This window comes from Mycobacterium sp. (genome assembly GCF_052143115.1).
Lineage (GTDB): Bacteria > Actinomycetota > Actinomycetes > Mycobacteriales > Mycobacteriaceae > Mycobacterium.
Genome location: NZ_JBKQTQ010000046.1, coordinates 1 through 15936, shown reverse-complemented (window position 1 = coordinate 15936; position 15936 = coordinate 1). Strand labels below are relative to the sequence as shown.

The window sequence follows — 15936 nt, the reverse complement described above, 5'->3', positions numbered from 1 at the left end:
ACACGGAGTTACAACGCTGTAGCGACCCGACGGAGAGTGAATTCCGTGCACGGGCGGCGCCCCACCCCTCAGAGTGCTCGTAGGCCACGCAGGGTCCTTCTTATCAGTTCACGTCGTTCGTCTATTGTCATCGAGTCACCGAGGGGGGCTTGCACCCGCAAATAACCCTGTGTCACCAGGTCGTCGACCAGGAACCGCGTCGCACCGAGCGGCAAGGACAGACGAGCGGCGATCTCTGCGACCGAGGGGCTGTGCACGCACGACGTCAGGATCTGGCCCCGCACATCATTTCTCCGCCAGCGCGGCGGCTTCGCTGTGGTGTTGAGCGCTTCGACCGGAGCCTCGAGTGCCAGTTCGACACCAGAGCCGGTACGGCCTGCCGTCAGCGTGTATGGCCGGACCAAGCTCGGCTCGTCCGCGGTTTCCGGTTCTGTGAACCAGTCGCCGATCGGTTCGCCCTTGCCCTCCGACTGCTGATGCGCGTCGGTGTGCTTCTCCCGGACATGTGGCGAACTATGCGGCACGTTGTGGTTCTCCAAGAACCACAAGGTCTGGTCGGCGTGCACCGATGCGCGCACCTCGCTGGAGACGACCTTGAGTATGGTGCGGTCGGTGTCGATGACGAATGTGGTCCGTCTGACCGGCAGCAGCCGGGCCAGCAGGCCACGGCGCCGAGTGTGCCGACCACGCCAGGCCGCCTCACGCGCCACGACGGATCTACGCAGCTTGGCGAGCCTGCCTCGGCGCACCCCGAACAGCTCGGACACCACGCCGTCCGCGTCGGAGAGCAGCGGATAGTCGAAAGAGCGCTGTTGGGCGAAGTGGGCCTGCTTGTCGACGGTGTCGGTGCTGATGCCCACCCGCTGGGCGCCCACCCTGGCGAATTCGTCGCTCAGGTCCCGAAAATGACAAGCCTGGGCTGTACAGATCGGTGAGGACGCTATTGGGAAGAAGAACAGCACAACCGGCCCTTCGGAAAGGAGCGCGGACAGCGTCCGAGGCCGACCGGTGTGATCATACAGAGTGAAGTCAGGCGCCTTCTCGCCCGCGATCATCGGCAAAGAGTAACGCGGGGAAGCTCTGCGCGACGCACGACTCGGATAATTCGGTCATCGCCGAACAGCTACCAGGTGGGAACCGTGATCGGCTCGGCCACGCCGAGGATGCCGGGAACCATCCGCGGGCCGCTGCCGGGACCGGGTTTCACGCGCTGCGCCATTACTATGCAAGTTTGCTGATCCGTCACGGGGAGAGTGTTGAAGACGGTCCAGTCACGTCTCGGCCACGCCAGCGCGGTCGAGACGCTGGACACCTACAGCCATCTGTGGCCCGATTCTGACGACCGGACGCGGGACGCGATTGACTCGGTGCTTGGATTTCCTGCGCACCAACTGCGGACCGAGGCGACACAAACTAGCTAAACACGCAGTTCAGAAGCCTAGGGCGGGCGAGCTGGCCTATAAGCCGGATTCTGTTCCGCACTACCTCGTAGCGCGGCGGCGACCATCCATCTGGACACACCGTCACCGGGTGCCTCGAGCGGCCTACCCGCAGGCTCGGGCGAGCAACCCTCTAACACCTGCGCGACCGCACCGTGGTGCGATCTTCTTGGCCTTGCTTCGGGTGGGGTTTGCCGAGCCATTCCGGTCACCCGGAATGCTGGTGCGCTCTTACCGCACCGTTTCACCCTTACCACCACGAGGGCGGCGGTCTATTTTCTGTGGCACTTTCCCGCGAGTCACCTCGGATTGCCGTTAGCAATCACCCTGCTCTGTGAAGTCCGGACTTTCCTCGACTCGATGTGCGAGCCGCGGCCGCCCAGCCAACTCGTCCGCGCTAATACGGTACTCGTTGCGCAATGCAGGGGCCAGCGCCTGTCTACGCGGCATGTAATTCCGAGATTGCTATCCCGACGGCGATTTCCATCTCACTGATTTCCATCCGCACCGGCGCTCGTGGCAGCGGAGGCGCTCCCGAGCGATACTGCGCGCCCGTCGGAGTGGTGAATTCCACTGTGTGCCTAAACGTTTCATTGACGCTCGGTTCGACGCGCCAGCCCCCTACCTCTTTGACGTAGTTGCATCCCTCGCATAATCCGAGCCCGTTCCCCGCACTCGTTTCGCCACCGCCGGCCCAGGGTCGCGCATGGTCGCGGTGGCGGATCGGCGCGTCGCAGAAAGGCGTGCGGCAGCGCTGATCCCGTAGCCCGATAAAGGCAGCCAGCCCGCGGGGAAACAACCGGGCCCGCGACTCCATGGCCACCAGCGCCCCGGATCCCGGATGAGCGTAGAGCCGGCGCAGCGTAGCGCGCGACCGTGTATCAGTGACCGCGCCCGAGACCAATCGGCGGGCGACCGCCGCCGGGATGGGACCGTAGCCGAAGACATTTGCGGGTGCGCTGGAACCGCCCAACAGAGTCTCGTCCGATAGCACCAGGTTGACCGCGATCGGCGTGGCCGTCGCTGCGGTTCGCCCAGTGACCCGCTCGACCAGCGTGTCGGCCATCACCTGGCCACGTGAACGTCCGTCCACACAAATATCGGCCTCCCGTCGCAGCGCCGCGTATACAGACACACCTTGGGCCACAGGCAAAAGCGCCGTCACATACGTCATCGTGTCGGGCGCGGGCCGAATGGTCACCGTGCGTTCGGTTTCGGCTTTGGCTGCCCGGTCGACGACCGCGTGCGGATCGAGCCGGTAAGCGATCGTCTTGGCCGCCGCCGCTACCCGCGCGTCGCCCATGCCGTCCAGGCCGGCCGGGTCGGCGCACAACTCGGCATCCAGGGCGCGCCGGTCCTCGATGTCCAGGCAGGCGCTTTCGCGCACAATGAGGGTCGCCCGCCACTCCGTCAATACCCCGGCCTCCAATGCGGCCAGGGTGTGCGGCATCTCGTGCACCAGCGCTTTGGCGAAGCCGAGATGGCGGCTACCCCGCGCAGGTGAATCTCGTCGGGCCAGCGCGATCTCGCTGGCTACCCCGCGTCCGCGCCGCGCGGCCGGTACACCCGCCGCGGCCTCGGCGGCTCGGCGTGCCTCGTCCAATGCAGCCGCGGCTCGAGCCTGGCCCGCCGCTGCGGCCGATTTGACCCGTTCCAGCTCGGCGATGCGCTCGACCAGCGCCGATTCCTCGCAGGCCGGATCGAGCATCGCCAAAATATCGAACATGTGTTCGAGTATATATGACGGCGCCGACAAGAATGGTCCTCACGTCCGAGGCATCCTTATCGTCTACAGAAGAGCGATCGAAGGGAGGACACAGCTGATGCCGGCGACCCGATGGGACAACCGCGTCGACGCCGGCGACTGGCAGTCCATCGCCGCTGCCGTCGACGACGACGGCGGAGCGCTGCTGCCCCGGCTCTTGACACCCACCGAGGCCAAACGGCTGCGCAATCTGTACGCGAGAGATCAACTGTTCCGCGCCACCATCGACATGGGGCCTCGTCGCTACGGCTCCGGCCAATATCGGTATTTCCGCGCGCCCTATCCGGAACCGATCGAGCACCTGAAGCAGGCGCTGTATCCGCGGCTGTTACCGATCGCCCGGGATTGGTGGGCCAAGCTGGGCCGGGAAGCTCCGTGGCCGGACAGCCTCGACGAATGGCTGGATATGTGCCATGCCGCCGGCCAGACGAGACCGACGGCCCTGGTGCTCAAATACGGGACGAACGATTGGAATGCTCTGCACCGAGACCTCTACGGGGACTTGGTGTTTCCGCTGCAAGTGGTGATCAACCTGAGCAACTCGGATACCGAATACACCGGCGGGGAGTTCATGCTCGTCGAACAGCGGCCGCGAGCCCAATCACGCGGCACCGCTACCCAACTGCCGCAGGGCCACGGTTACCTGTTCACTACCCGCGATCGGCCCGTGCGGTCGCCTCGCGGCTGGTCGGCTGCACCGGTGCGCCATGGCCTGTCCGTCGTGCGTTCGGGCGAGCGCTACGCGTTGGGGCTGATATTTCACGACGCCGCCTGAACGGCGCAGCGTATGCCCAGACCGGCCGATCGCCTGGCACCTATGCAGTTGAAGTCGCGTCCGATGCCGATTGTGGGAGTGATGCCGTCGGATCGACGACCTGCGTTGTGCGAGGAACCGATTCACGGCCCAGCGCGATGGTGGCCGCCGTCATCGCGGTCACTGCTACCGCCAGTATCAGGGCTCCGGCACTCCGGACAATCAGATGCTCACCGAGTATCACGACACCCAACAGCACCGCCACCATGGGCTCACCGACCAGCATGATCGGTACCGACGCTTGCAATGCGCCGGCATGAAATGCCGACTGCTGCAACACCGTTACCGCGACGGCCAGCACTATGAGCAAATAAGGCGCCGGCACCGTCAGTAGCCCACGCCACCCGTGCACGGCGAGGTGGTGAGTGCTGACTTTCGTCAGAACCGCGATCATGCCCACCAACACAGCGACGGCGGTGGCCAACAGCATGGCACGCGTTCGACCAACGGTTCGATGGGCCGCCACCACACAGAGGATCACCACCGGGACTGCGCCGGCCAGCGCCACGCTCCACGCGGGTACGGGCGGACGATAGTGGCCTTCGCGCGGCTGTCCGACCAGAACGAAAACGATGAGCGCTGCGGTCAGCAGCAGCGCCCAACACCAATCAGCTGCAGTCACATGCTGTTTGGAGAACCTCGCACCCAGCGGCAGCACGAACAACAGCGAGGACACCAGCAGTGGCTGCACAAGCAACAACGATCCATGCGCCAACGCGATCGCCTGGAAGGCATACCCGCCGACCGCAACCAGTGTTCCCGCCCACCATGCCGGCTGTCGAACCCACGATGTCACAATTGCGCCCGCGTCGTCCCGGTGGGCTGCCTCTTCTTGGATCGCGCGCTGCCGGATAACAATTCCCACCGCAGCAAAGAATGCAGCAAGCAGTGCCGATCCGATCGCGACCGCATGATGTGTGGCCCACTCCATGAATGCCTGCCTGCCTACCCGATGTCCGCGACGTCTAACTCAGATACCCGGTCTGGTTGACCAGCCGCACCGATGACGCGCCGTCCGGGTAGAACTCGGCGATGCTCAACGAGGCCAGGTCCAGATGTAGCCGGTAAAGGATGCTTGGCCCGACGTCGAGGGCTTGTCGCAGCAGCATTTTGATCGGGGTCACATGCGACACCACCAGCACCGTGGTGCCGCCGTACTCTGCCACGATCCGGTCCCGCACCTGGCAGACCCGCTGGTTGACGTCATCGAAGCTTTCCCCACCCGGGGGTTCTGTGCTGGTGTCGCGCAGCCACCGTCGATGTAATTCGGGATCGCGTTCGGCTGCCTCAGCGAACGTCAAACCTTCCCATGCGCCGAAATCGGTCTCGATCAGATCGTCGTCGACGGTCAAGTCCAGGCCCAGGGCTTTGGCCGCCGCCGTCGCGGTGTCGTAGCAGCGTTGCAGGGGCGAGGCGACCACTGCCGAGATGCCGCCACGCTGCCCGAGATACCGGGCCGCCGCATCGGCTTGCCGCCGCCCAAGCTCGGTCAGCCCCGGATTGCCGCGTCCCGAGTAACGCCGCTGCACCGACAGCTCGGTCTGGCCGTGACGCAGCAACAACAGCCGGGTGGCACTACCGCGCGCGCCGGTCCAGCCCGGCGGCGACGGGTTCTCGCTTGGTTGCGCCGTCGTCGCCGAATCGTCGTTCTTTGGCTGCTCTTCCGCCGCTGCGGCGGCGTCCATCGCCTCGTTGGCCAGCCGATCGGCGTAGGAGTTCTGTGCGCGCGGAACCCATGTGTAGCCGACCCGCTCGAACCGTGCAGCCAGCGCGCGGGCCGTGGCGTTGAGCTCCGCGAGGTCGGGATGCTTGACGCGCCAGCGCCCGGACATCTGCTCGACCACCAGCTTGGAATCCATCGACACCGCGACCTCAGTGGCCTTCAGTTTCGCCGCCTCTTCCAAACCGGCTATCAGGCCGCGATATTCGGCGACGTTGTTGGTGGCATGACCGATCGCCTGCTTGCTCTCAGCCAAAACGGTCGACCGGTCCGCTGTCCAGACCACCGACCCGTAGCCCGCCGGCCCCGGGTTACCGCGCGACCCGCCATCGGCTTCGACAATTACCTTCAACACCATCACTGACCAACGCCTTTGACTCGCAACAAGATTGCGCCGCACTCGGGACACCGCAGCACATCATCTTCTGCGGCCGACGAGATCCTAGACAACTCACCGCGGTCGATCTCGATCCGGCAGGCTCCGCAACGACGGCCCAGTAGTGGCCCCGCACCGGGGCCGCCGCCGGCACGCTGTCGTTCGTAAAGCGCGATCAGCTCGGGATCCAACGCGGCGGTGAGCTCGTCGCGCCGCGTCGCGTGAACGCGCCGGTTTTGGTCGATTTCGTCGAGTGCGCCGTCGAGAGCCTGCTGCGCGGCGGCCAAATCGGCTTGCAGCGTTTCAATCGCCGCCGCCTCAGCGGTCTGTTGCGATTGCAACTGCTCGCGGTGTTCCATCACCTCCAACAGCGAATCCTCCAAGCTGGACTGGCGGCGTTGCAGGGTATCCAGCTCGTGCTGCAACTCCGATAATTGCTTGGCGTCTGCTACCGATTGGAGCAACGAACGGTCCCTGTCCTCACGCTGGCGCACCGCGTCGATCTCCGACTCGAACCGTGACACCTGAGCGTCCGTGTCTTCCAACGCGATTTGCAGAGCGCCCAGCCGGTCATTGGCTGCGGCCTGGTCGGTTTGCATTCGGTCAATATCCTGACGCTCAGGAATGTGGCTGGCACGGTGCGCGATCCTGGACAGTTCAGCGTCCAGCTCCGCAACTTCCAGCAGCGAGCGCTGCTGCGCGACTGCGGCTTTCATCGCTGCTCTCCCCCGTTGTCGTTGTCAACATTCCACGGATCGGTGCGGATGGAGCACACACGTACCGTAAGGGCGGCACCGAAAGCCGACCGCAGGACGTCCCGGGCCTGTGCACACCAAGGGTATTCGCTGGCCCAATGCGCGACATCGATCAAGGCCACATCGGAAGCGCGACGGTGCTCGTCGGCGGGGTGATGGCGCAAGTCGGCGGTGACATAAGCCTGCACGCCGGCGGCCGCTGCGGTGTCGAGCAGCGAGTCCCCGGCACCTCCGCATACCGCGACGCGCGACACGGTCATGTCTGGATCGCCCGCGGCCCGCACTCCCCACGACGTTTGGGGCAGGCTTGCCTTGACGCGGGAGACGAACGCGCTCAACGACTCTGGCTGCATCAACGAGCCTATTCGCCCTAACCCGATGTCGGCGGGCGGCGGCGCCAGCGCGACGATGTCAAATGCCGGTTCCTCGTAGGGATGCGCCGCGCGCATCGCCACGAGCACCTCCCGCCGTGCCCGCGCAAGTGCGATCACTTCGACTCGGTCCTCGACCACTCGCTCCGCGGTGCCGACGCTGCCGATAGCCGGGGACGCCCCGTCCTCCGGCAAAAACTGGCCGGTGCCGGTGACGCTCCAACTGCAGTGGGAATAGTCGCCGATTCTTCCGGCGCCGGCCGCGAAAACCGCCTCCCGCACCGCCTCCGCGTTCTCCGGCGGTACGAATATCACCCACTTGTCCAGATCGGGCACCGCGGGCGACGGTTCCAGCACCGACTCGACGGTAAGCCCGAGCGCTTGCGCCAATGCGTCGGACACGCCCGGCGATGCCGAGTCGGCGTTGGTGTGTGCAGTGAACAGCGAACGGCCGGAGCGGATCAGCCGGTGCACCAAGGCACCTTTGGCAGTATTGGCCGCCACCGTGTCCACCCCACGCAACAGCAGCGGATGGTGAGCCAGCAGCAGTCCACCGTCGGGAACCTCGTCGACCACCGCAGCCGTGGCGTCGACTGCGATCGTCACCGAGCTCAGCACGTCGTCGGGATCGCCGCAGACCAGGCCAACCGAATCCCACGACTGGGCAAGCCGAGGCGGGTAGGCCGCGTCCAGCACGTCGATGACCTCGGCCAGCAGCACGGTCATCGAAGTACCCCACTCTTCGCCATGTCGGCGATCGCCTCGACGAGTACCGGCCACTCGGGTCGGACCGCAGCCCGCAGATATCGTCCGTCCAATCCGACGAACGTGTCACATCGCCGCACCGCAATTCCGTTGGCGTGCAGGTGCTTTCGCACCAATTCGGCATCCGGAACGGTGAACAGGACGAATGGTGCACAGCCATCGACTGGTTCGACACCCACTGACCGCAGGCCGGACACCATCTCGGTGCGCAGCGCCGCCAGCCGCCCGGCGTCCGCCGCGGCTTCGGCCACGGCGTCGGGCGCACAACACGCCGCGATGGCCGTCAGTTGTAGCGTGCCCACCGGCCAGTGGGCGCGTTGAGCGGTCAGCCGGGCCAGCACCTCGGACGCACCCAGTGCGTAGCCCACCCGCAGGCCCGCCAGCGACCACGTTTTGGTCAGGCTGCGCAATACCAGCACGTCGGGCCGCGGGTCCTCGGCCAGTGATTCCGGCTCGCCGGGAACCGAATCGGCGAACGCCTCGTCCACCACGACGATCCGCCCGGGTCGGCGCAACGCGAGGATCTGCTCGCGGGAGTGCAGCACCGACGTCGGGTTCGTGGGGTTGCCTACCACGACGAGATCGGCATCGTCGGGCACCTGCGCGCCGGCCAGGCCGAACGGCCGATCGAGCACGACGTGGTGCACGCGGACACCGGCCGACCTCAGCGCCACCGCCGGCTCGGTGAACGACGGCGCGATCACCGCCGCCAGCGTCGGGCGCAGGTTGGGAAGCAACGCGAATCCCTCGGCGGCCCCGGTCAACAGCGCGACCTCGTCGCGCTCACGGCCGTGACGGTCCGCGACGGCCTGTATCGCCGCGCGCTCGTCGTCGGCGCCGGGGTAATGCGCCAGATCCGGCAACCGTGCGGCCAGCCGTTGCACCAGCCAGGCCGGCGGTTGCGCGTGACGGACGTTGACGGCGAAATCGAGCATGCCCGGTTCGGCGGCCTGATCGCCGTGGTAGCGCGCCGCCGCGAACGCAGTCGCCGCGCTCGGATCCAGACTCGCCACGTCTGAAACACTAACGACTTCGCGACGAGGCCAGGTATCGGGACACCGTCAAGGGCAGGTCGCATCATCTTGGACAATGGGGACGTGACAGGCAGGATTTCGGCGGAGCCAAATTGGCCGCCTCCTCGGGACGCCGCTTCACGGCGCGCATCGTCACCGGCCGTCGCAAAGCCGCAGCTGGTGATCTTCGACCTTGACGGCACGCTGACCGACTCCGCTGACGGCATCGTGTCCAGCTTTCGCCACGCGCTCGGCCAGATCGGCGCTGCCGTGCCCGAGGGCGATCTGACCAGCCGGATCGTCGGCCCGCCGATGCACCACACCTTGTCCGCGATGGGGCTGGGCGAGCACACCGATGCCGCGATTGCCGCCTACCGTGCCGACTACACCACCCGCGGCTGGGCGATCAACAGCCTCTTCGACGGGATTGGCCCCTTGCTGGCCGACCTGCGAGCGGCGGGCATCCGGCTCGCCGTGGCCACCTCCAAGGCGGAGCCGACCGCACGGCGGATTCTGGCGCATTTCGGGCTTGACGAGCACTTCGAGGTCGTCGCGGGAGCCAGCGTCGACGGCACCCGCGCCACCAAGGCTGACGTACTGGCACACGCGTTGGCACAACTGCAGCCGCTTCCGGAACGGGTGCTCATGGTCGGCGACCGCCTTCACGATGTCGAAGGCGCGACCGCACATGGCCTCGACGTGGTCGTGGTCGGCTGGGGATATGGCCAAGCCGACTTCGCCGATGCCACCGCGACGAGCGGTGCGGTGCACGTCGCGACGGTTGCCGAACTGCGGAGGGCGCTAGGTGTCTGAGTCCGATTGCCCGACTCGCCCCCGCAAGCGGGAGGTGCCCCCACCTCAGGCCCAGACGGGCCTGCATCGTCGTCGGGCTGAGCGCAAGCTGCACATCACGTTCGTCTGCACCGGCAACATCTGCCGGTCGCCGATGGCCGAGAAGATGTTCGCCCACGAGATCTGCCAACGCGGTCTGCGCGACGCAGTGCGGGTGACCAGTGCGGGAACCGCCGGCTGGCATGTGGGCAAGTCCGCCGACGAGCGGGCCAACCGCGTACTGCGCGCGCACGGCTACCCCACCGACCACCGCGCAGCGCAAATCGGCATCGATCACATCGAAGCCGACCTGGTGGTCGCTCTGGCCCGCAACCACGTCTGGCTTCTCCAGCAACTTGGTGTCGACGCCGACCGCATCCGGATGCTGCGATCCTTCGACCCTCGATCCGGCGCTTATGTTCTCGACGTCGACGACCCCTATTACGGCGACCACGACGACTTCGAAGCGGTTTTCGCCGCCATCGAGGCCTCTTTGCCGGGTCTGCACAACTGGGTCGACGAGCGACTCGCCCAAGACGGACCTCCCTGATGCGTCGGCTCACGTTTCTCCTGCGGCCGGGCTGGGTGGCGCTGGCGGTGGTGGTCATCGCGTTCACCTACTTGTGTTTCAGCGTGCTTGCGCCGTGGCAGCTCGGGAAAAACACCAAGACGTCTCGGGAGAACAACCAGATCCAGCAATCCCTGACAACCGCACCGGTGCCGCTGAAAACTCTGTTGCCGCAGCAAGATTCATCGGCACCCGACGCGCAGTGGCGCAGGGTGACAGCAACTGGCCACTACCTGCCGAATAAACAGCTGGTGGCCCGGCTGCGGGTGGCCGACGGGGAGCCGGCGATGGAGGTGCTGTTGCCTTTCATGGTCGACGGCGGCCCCAGCGTCTTGGTCGACCGCGGCTACGTGCGGCCCGCGCAGGGGTCGCGGCTACCATCGGTCCCCCCGCCTCCGCGTGAGACGGTGACCATTACGGCGCGGCTGCGCGACTCCGAGCGGCCGGTGATGGACAAGGAGTCATTTATCAGTGACGGTGTGCGGCAGGTGTATTCGATCGATGTCAGCCAGATAGCGACGCTGACCGCAGTCCCGCTGGCCGGGTCATATCTGCAATTGGTGGACAACCAGCCCGGCGGGCTCGGCGTGATCGGGCTCCCCCACCTGGATGCCGGGCCGTTCCTGTCCTACGGCATCCAGTGGATCACGTTCGGCGTCATCGCACCGATCCTGCTGGGCTATTTCGCGTACGCCGAGATCCGGGCCCGCCGCGTCGAGAAGAGTCAGACATCGCCGACGGAGCCCACTAAGCCCGCGACCGTCGAGGAGAAGCTCACCGACCGCTACGGACGGCGGCGCTGACAGCAAGGCACAGCGCCGTCGCCGCCGCCTGCACTGTCCGGGAGAGCCGCACCGCGCGGCGCAGGTCGGCCACCGACGGAGGCACTCCGTCGCCGAGGGTAGGCCGGATCTGCAATTCGTACTGGTACTGCGTCGGCCCGCCCAGGCGCACGCCCAGCGCCCCCGCGAATGCCGCCTCCACGACGCCGGCGTTGGGGCTGGGATGACGGGCGGCGTCACGACGCCAGGCACGCACCGCACCCGACGGCGATCCCCCGACCACCGGTGCACACAACACCACCAGCGCCGCGGTCAGCCGCGCGGCGACATAGTTAGCCGCGTCATCCAGACGTGCTGCGGCCCAACCGAATCGGGCATAGCGCGGCGAGCGATGGCCGACCATCGAGTCGAGCGTGTTGACGGCGCGGCATCCGAGGACCGCGGGCATGCCGCCCACCGTCGCCCACAGCAGCGCCGCGACGTGGGCGTCCGAGGTGTTCTCGGCAACCGACTCCAGCGATGCCCGCGTCAATCCCACGGCGTCGAGCTGCGCCGGGTCACGCCCGCATAGCGAGGGCAACAGCCGTTTGGCGCCGTCCACATCGTCGCGGCTCAAGAGATCGCCCATTGCCAAGCCGGTGCGCGCCAGGGACGTTCCGCCCAGCGCTATCCACGTCGCCACCGCGGTCGCGGCAACTGACCACCGCGGACCGCGGCGTCGAGCATCCCGCTGCACCGCAGCGCCGAGCAGGCTCACCGCGCCCACCAGCACGACGACGTGGGCGGCGCCGGCGATCCGAGTGTCGCGGTAGGTGACCCGCTCCACCGCCGCTGCGGCGGCACCGAATCCTGCGACTGGATGCCCCGCCCGCGGGTCGGCCAGCAGCAGGTCGGCCAGGCAGCCGGCCAGCACACCGGCGACCCGGGGATGCCGCGTCGGCCCAAACATTCCGGCAGCGTCTCACACGTGGTCTACTCGGTTGATGGAGACTTCTGGTGAGCAGCGGCCGCGATGAAGCGGAACGCCACCCGGGTCGCCGACTTGCTGAACCCCGCGGCAGTGTTGCTGCCGGCCGCGAATGTGATCATGCAGCTGTCGTTGCCGGGTGTCGGCTATGGCGTGTTGGAAAGCCCGGTCGACAGCGGCAACGTCTATAAGCATCCGTTCAAACGGGCGCGTACCACCGGCACGTATTTGGCCGTGGCGACCATCGGCACCGATGCGGACCGCGAACTAATCCGCGCTGCCGTCGACACCGCTCACCGGCAGGTGAGGTCGACGTCGTCAAGCCCAGTGTCCTACAACGCATTCGATCCCGCGCTGCAGCTATGGGTGGCCGCCTGCCTGTATCGCTATTTCGTCGACCAGCACGAGTTTCTGTACGGCCCCTTGGACGAGGCCACCGCGGATGCCGTCTACCAGGACGCCAAGCGCCTGGGCACCACCCTTCAGGTGCGCGAGGGCATGTGGCCATCGGACCGGGTCGCGTTCGACGACTACTGGAAGCGCTCCCTGGAAGACCTGCGCATCGATCGCCCGGTGCGCGAGCATCTGCACGGGGTGGCGACGATGGCGTTTTTGCCGCGGCCGCTGCACGCCCTTGCCGGATCGTTCAACCTGTTCGCGACGACGGGCTTTTTAGCCCCCGAGTTCCGCGCGATGATGCGGCTGGAGTGGGCAGAATCCCAGCAGCGCCGGTTCGAATGGCTGCTGGCCGCGGTGCGGCTGGCCGACCGGCTGATTCCACACCAGGCGTGGATTCTGGGATATCGGCTTTACCTGTGGGATATGCGGTTTCGTGCCCGTCGCGGCTGGCGAATCGTGTAGTGACTAGTTGAAGACGACGACCAACACGATGGCGACCATGCTCAATATCGCCATCAAAAACCACGGCTGCAGAAGCAAGGGGCGTTCGCGGGCTTCATCGGTCTTGGCCGGAAGGGAGGTCGTGCGTTCGGGCGTCAGCTGTGAAGTCATATAGCAAGCATGACTAATTAGTTGGCCGAAGTAAATGTGGCGCTCGCCTCATCGACGCCGCATTGCGACGTAGATCACACTGTTTACGCGGACCTGGTCGGACCGCCCACCGCTGACGCTCAGAAGGGAGCAGACCCGTGGCCTTTCCCGGACTCAACCACGTCGCAATTACCGTGCGCGACATCAAAATCAGCGGCCCGTGGTATCGGACGCTGTTCGGCGCCGACCCAGTGCTCGACGAGCACACCGACGCCGGATTCCGGCACCTGGTTTGGCTGCTTGACGGCGGCACGGTATTCGGAATCCACCAGCACGAGCTTTCGGCCCCCGACGAGCGGTTCAGCGAGTTCCGGGTGGGCCTGGACCACGTGGGTTTCGGCTGCGCCAACCGCGCCGAGCTGGAAAGCTGGATGGCCCGACTCAACGGGCTCGGCGTCCAGCACGGCGGGATCGTGGACGCGTCCTACGGCTCGGGATTGAGCTTTCGAGACCCGGACGGCAGCGCGCTCGAGTTCTTCGCGCCGCCGGGCTGACTGACTAAAAGCGTCCGGGAAGCGGATTGGCAAACCAGACCCCAGTCCCGTCGCGATGTGTCAGCATTACGACGTGAGCGTTCGCCGAATCGCGCATTTCCTGGCTGCCGCGGTGGTGGCCACCTCGATGGCGCTGCTGAGCGCACCGATCAACATCGGCCCCGCGTCCGCCGCTCCGTGCCCCGACGTTGAGGTGACGTTCGCCCGTGCCACCATCGAGCGGCCTGGTGTTGGCGGGGTCGGACAGGAATTCATCGATTCGCTGCGCTCGCAGGTTGGCGGTCGGTCCGTCGCGGTTTATCCGGTCAACTACCCCGCCTCGGAGGATTTCATCCCATCGGCAAACGCCGGTGCCGTTGACGCGAACGCTCATGTCGAGTCGATGGCCGCCAGCTGTCCCAACACCAAGTTGGTGCTCGGCGGATACTCCCAGGGCGCGATTGTGATAGATCTGATCACCATCGCCCAATTCCCGGTTGCGGGCTTTATCCCCGCGTCGCTACCGCAGGACGTGGCCGATCACGTTGCCGCGGTCGCCGTCTTCGGGAATCCGGCGGACAGATATCTGGGGGCGCCAATAGGCGCGATCAGCCCGTGGTATGGGGCTAAGGCCATTGACTTGTGTGCGCCCGGCGATCCGATCTGCACCCCAGGCGGGGGTTTGACGGTGCCAACGTACGACGAGATGTTCTCCGCGGCGCACCTTTCCTATCCGAGTTCCGGAATGCCGGCTCAGGCTGCGAGTTTCGTCGCAAGTCACCTGTAGCCAGGGGTCATGCGCGCGGTCGTCATCACCAGGCACGGCCCCCCGTCGGTGCTCAAGGTCCAAGACCGACCCGATCCCCCGCCGCCTTCGGCCGGCCAGGTGCGGATCACGGTGCGCGCGTCGGGAGTTAACTTCGCCGACCACCTCGCCCGCGTCGGGCTGTACCCCGACGCGCCGAAGGTGCCGAGTGTGGTCGGCTATGAGGTGGCCGGGACGATCGAGGCCGTCGGAGACGGCGTCGATCCGGCACGCGTCGGCGAGCGCGTCTTGGCCGGAACACGTTTCGGCGGCTATGCCGAAATCGTCAATGCCGCCGCGGACGACACCGTGGTGCTTCCGGAGTCGATGAGCTTCGAGCAGGGCGCCGCGGTCCCGGACAACTATGCGACGGCGTGGGCAGCGCTGCACGGTTACGGCTCGCTGCGCGCCGGCGAGCGTGTGCTGGTGCATGCCGCGGCCGGGGGTGTCGGCATCGCGGCGGTCCAGCTGGCCAAGGCCGCGGGTGCGGTCGTGCACGGCACCGCATCGCCGGGCAAGCACCGCCAGCTCGCCGCGCTGGGCGTCGACCGCGCCATCGACTATCACCGCGACGGGTGGTGGAAGGGCCTGGGACCGTACGACATCGTGCTGGATGCGTTGGGCGGCACCTCGTTGCGGCGGTCGTTCGACCTCTTGCGTCCGGGCGGACGGCTGGTGGCCTACGGCCTCTCGTCGTTGCAGCAGGGCGAAAAGCGGTCACTGCGGCGCGCGGCGCCACAGGCGCTGGCGATGGTGCGCGGGTTCAACCTGATCAACCAGCTCAACGACTCCAAGACCGTCATCGGCCTCAACATGCTGCGGCTGTGGGACGATCGCGGCACACTCGAACCATGGATTGGGCCACTGTCGGCGGCACTGTCCGACGGCACGGCAGCGCCCGTCGTGCACGCGGCTGTGCCGTTTGCCGAAGCCCCGGAAGCGCATCGGATCCTCGCGGCGCGAGAGAACGTCGGCAAGGTCGTCCTGGTGCCGTGAGCCGAGCACGTCCAGCGAGGATGGCACGCCCTACACCGACAAGTTGCAGAAGTGGTTGTCAGCGGGCACTAATCAGCACCCGGGCTGGTCTATGCGTTTGCAGCGATGGTGGCTCTACCGGCGCCTGGCCGACGTGGCCGCGCTCGAGCACTTCACTGCGGTGCTGGGCCAATGGTGGATCCAAAACCGTGGCTTGGACTACGCAGGAACCGACCCGGTCATGCTTGATCTGCTGCGCTGGCACGGAGCCGAGGAGGTCGAGCACCGCGCGCTGGTATTCGACGTCTACCAGAATGTGTGCGGGAGCTACCTGCTGCGCGCGTGGGCGATGCTGGTCACCGCGCCGGGGTTCTTGCTCGCGTGGTTCGTAGGGGTGCGTTTCTTAATGGCGCACGACCCAACCACCACCGCCAAACCGCGCTTGAGGGACTGGTTACGGGCTGCCC

At 66.5% G+C, this 15936-nt stretch carries 17 protein-coding genes, 1 other RNA gene and 2 pseudogenes; 9 read left to right on the top strand and 11 right to left on the bottom strand.

The window, feature by feature from the left end; translation table 11 throughout:
* Nucleotides 1–68: 68 nt before the first annotated feature.
* The 4 genes and pseudogenes from ACLQI9_RS04450 to ACLQI9_RS04435 form a co-directional block, all read right to left on the bottom strand.
* Nucleotides 69–404 (bottom strand): annotated as a pseudogene (locus ACLQI9_RS04450) (DUF742 domain-containing protein); the annotation flags it as partial.
* 132 nt (nucleotides 405–536) lie between these two features.
* Nucleotides 537–1055 (bottom strand): annotated as a pseudogene (locus tag ACLQI9_RS04445) (peroxiredoxin); the annotation flags it as partial.
* A 389-nt stretch (nucleotides 1056–1444) separates the two neighbouring features.
* Nucleotides 1445–1830, bottom strand: an RNA gene (gene rnpB, locus ACLQI9_RS04440) — RNase P RNA component class A.
* A gap of 48 nt (nucleotides 1831–1878) precedes the next feature.
* Entirely contained in the window at nucleotides 1879–3165 is a 1287-nt protein-coding gene (locus ACLQI9_RS04435; RefSeq protein ID WP_442380640.1) for a DUF222 domain-containing protein, read from the bottom strand.
* A gap of 97 nt (nucleotides 3166–3262) precedes the next feature.
* On the opposite strand from ACLQI9_RS04435, the gene ACLQI9_RS04430 reads away from it, so the two are divergent.
* A complete protein-coding gene (locus ACLQI9_RS04430) occupies nucleotides 3263–3979 on the top strand; it encodes a 2OG-Fe(II) oxygenase (RefSeq protein WP_442380638.1) in 717 nt (238 codons plus the stop codon).
* Nucleotides 3980–4019: 40 nt separating this feature from the next.
* Here ACLQI9_RS04430 and ACLQI9_RS04425 read toward each other — a convergent pair whose 3' ends face one another.
* The 5 genes from ACLQI9_RS04425 to cobC are packed head-to-tail and all read right to left on the bottom strand — an operon-like array spanning nucleotide 4020 to nucleotide 9018.
* Complete coding sequence (locus tag ACLQI9_RS04425; protein WP_442380636.1) at nucleotides 4020–4949, bottom strand: DMT family transporter; 930 nt, start codon at nucleotides 4947–4949, stop codon at nucleotides 4020–4022.
* Between the two features lie 34 nt (nucleotides 4950–4983).
* Nucleotides 4984–6090: a bifunctional RNase H/acid phosphatase gene (locus tag ACLQI9_RS04420; protein ID WP_442380648.1), complete on the bottom strand. Its 1107-nt coding sequence runs from the start codon at nucleotides 6088–6090 to the stop codon at nucleotides 4984–4986.
* A 5-nt stretch (nucleotides 6091–6095) separates the two neighbouring features.
* A complete protein-coding gene (locus ACLQI9_RS04415; protein ID WP_442380634.1) occupies nucleotides 6096–6830 on the bottom strand; it encodes a zinc ribbon domain-containing protein in 735 nt (244 codons plus the stop codon).
* Nucleotides 6827–7966 (bottom strand): Nif3-like dinuclear metal center hexameric protein, encoded by a 1140-nt coding sequence (locus ACLQI9_RS04410; RefSeq protein WP_442380632.1) that lies wholly within the window; start codon nucleotides 7964–7966, stop codon nucleotides 6827–6829. Before ACLQI9_RS04410 ends, ACLQI9_RS04415 begins: the two co-directional genes overlap by 4 nt.
* A complete protein-coding gene (gene cobC, locus ACLQI9_RS04405; protein ID WP_442380630.1) occupies nucleotides 7963–9018 on the bottom strand; it encodes an Rv2231c family pyridoxal phosphate-dependent protein CobC in 1056 nt (351 codons plus the stop codon). Before cobC ends, ACLQI9_RS04410 begins: the two co-directional genes overlap by 4 nt.
* A gap of 180 nt (nucleotides 9019–9198) precedes the next feature.
* On the opposite strand from cobC, the gene ACLQI9_RS04400 reads away from it, so the two are divergent.
* The 3 genes from ACLQI9_RS04400 (at nucleotide 9199) to ACLQI9_RS04390 (ending at nucleotide 11220) form a co-directional block, all read left to right on the top strand.
* Nucleotides 9199–9831, top strand: coding sequence for an HAD-IA family hydrolase (locus ACLQI9_RS04400; protein ID WP_442380628.1), 633 nt, complete (start codon nucleotides 9199–9201; stop codon nucleotides 9829–9831).
* Nucleotides 9832–9919: 88 nt separating this feature from the next.
* Nucleotides 9920–10399, top strand: coding sequence for a low molecular weight protein-tyrosine-phosphatase (locus ACLQI9_RS04395; protein WP_442380646.1), 480 nt, complete (start codon nucleotides 9920–9922; stop codon nucleotides 10397–10399).
* Nucleotides 10399–11220, top strand: a complete 822-nt coding sequence (locus tag ACLQI9_RS04390; protein WP_442380626.1) for an SURF1 family cytochrome oxidase biogenesis protein — start codon at nucleotides 10399–10401, stop codon at nucleotides 11218–11220. The genes ACLQI9_RS04395 and ACLQI9_RS04390 overlap by 1 nt, the downstream gene beginning before the upstream one ends.
* Here the strand turns inward: ACLQI9_RS04390 and ACLQI9_RS04385 are convergent.
* Nucleotides 11192–12148, bottom strand: coding sequence for a cobalamin biosynthesis protein (locus ACLQI9_RS04385; protein WP_442380624.1), 957 nt, complete (start codon nucleotides 12146–12148; stop codon nucleotides 11192–11194). The two genes, ACLQI9_RS04390 and ACLQI9_RS04385, sit on opposite strands and share 29 nt — an antisense overlap.
* Nucleotides 12149–12211: 63 nt before the next feature.
* On the opposite strand from ACLQI9_RS04385, the gene ACLQI9_RS04380 reads away from it, so the two are divergent.
* Nucleotides 12212–13027: an oxygenase MpaB family protein gene (locus ACLQI9_RS04380; protein ID WP_442380622.1), complete on the top strand. Its 816-nt coding sequence runs from the start codon at nucleotides 12212–12214 to the stop codon at nucleotides 13025–13027.
* A gap of 3 nt (nucleotides 13028–13030) precedes the next feature.
* Here the strand turns inward: ACLQI9_RS04380 and ACLQI9_RS04375 are convergent, their stop codons facing one another.
* Nucleotides 13031–13177, bottom strand: a complete 147-nt coding sequence (locus ACLQI9_RS04375; protein WP_442380620.1) for a hypothetical protein — start codon at nucleotides 13175–13177, stop codon at nucleotides 13031–13033.
* 137 nt (nucleotides 13178–13314) lie between these two features.
* Here ACLQI9_RS04375 and ACLQI9_RS04370 point away from each other — a divergent pair, with 137 nt between their 5' ends.
* The 4 genes from ACLQI9_RS04370 to ACLQI9_RS04355 form a co-directional block, all read left to right on the top strand.
* The gene (locus tag ACLQI9_RS04370; protein ID WP_442380618.1) at nucleotides 13315–13710 is read left to right on the top strand and encodes a VOC family protein; all 396 of its coding nucleotides are present in this window, start codon (nucleotides 13315–13317) and stop codon (nucleotides 13708–13710) included.
* Between the two features lie 73 nt (nucleotides 13711–13783).
* Complete coding sequence (locus tag ACLQI9_RS04365) at nucleotides 13784–14476, top strand: cutinase family protein (protein ID WP_442380616.1); 693 nt, start codon at nucleotides 13784–13786, stop codon at nucleotides 14474–14476.
* 9 nt (nucleotides 14477–14485) lie between these two features.
* The gene (locus ACLQI9_RS04360; RefSeq protein ID WP_442391173.1) at nucleotides 14486–15490 is read left to right on the top strand and encodes a zinc-binding dehydrogenase; all 1005 of its coding nucleotides are present in this window, start codon (nucleotides 14486–14488) and stop codon (nucleotides 15488–15490) included.
* A 91-nt stretch (nucleotides 15491–15581) separates the two neighbouring features.
* Nucleotides 15582–15936 (top strand): metal-dependent hydrolase (locus ACLQI9_RS04355; protein WP_442391171.1); only part of this gene is annotated, 355 nt, incomplete at its 3' end.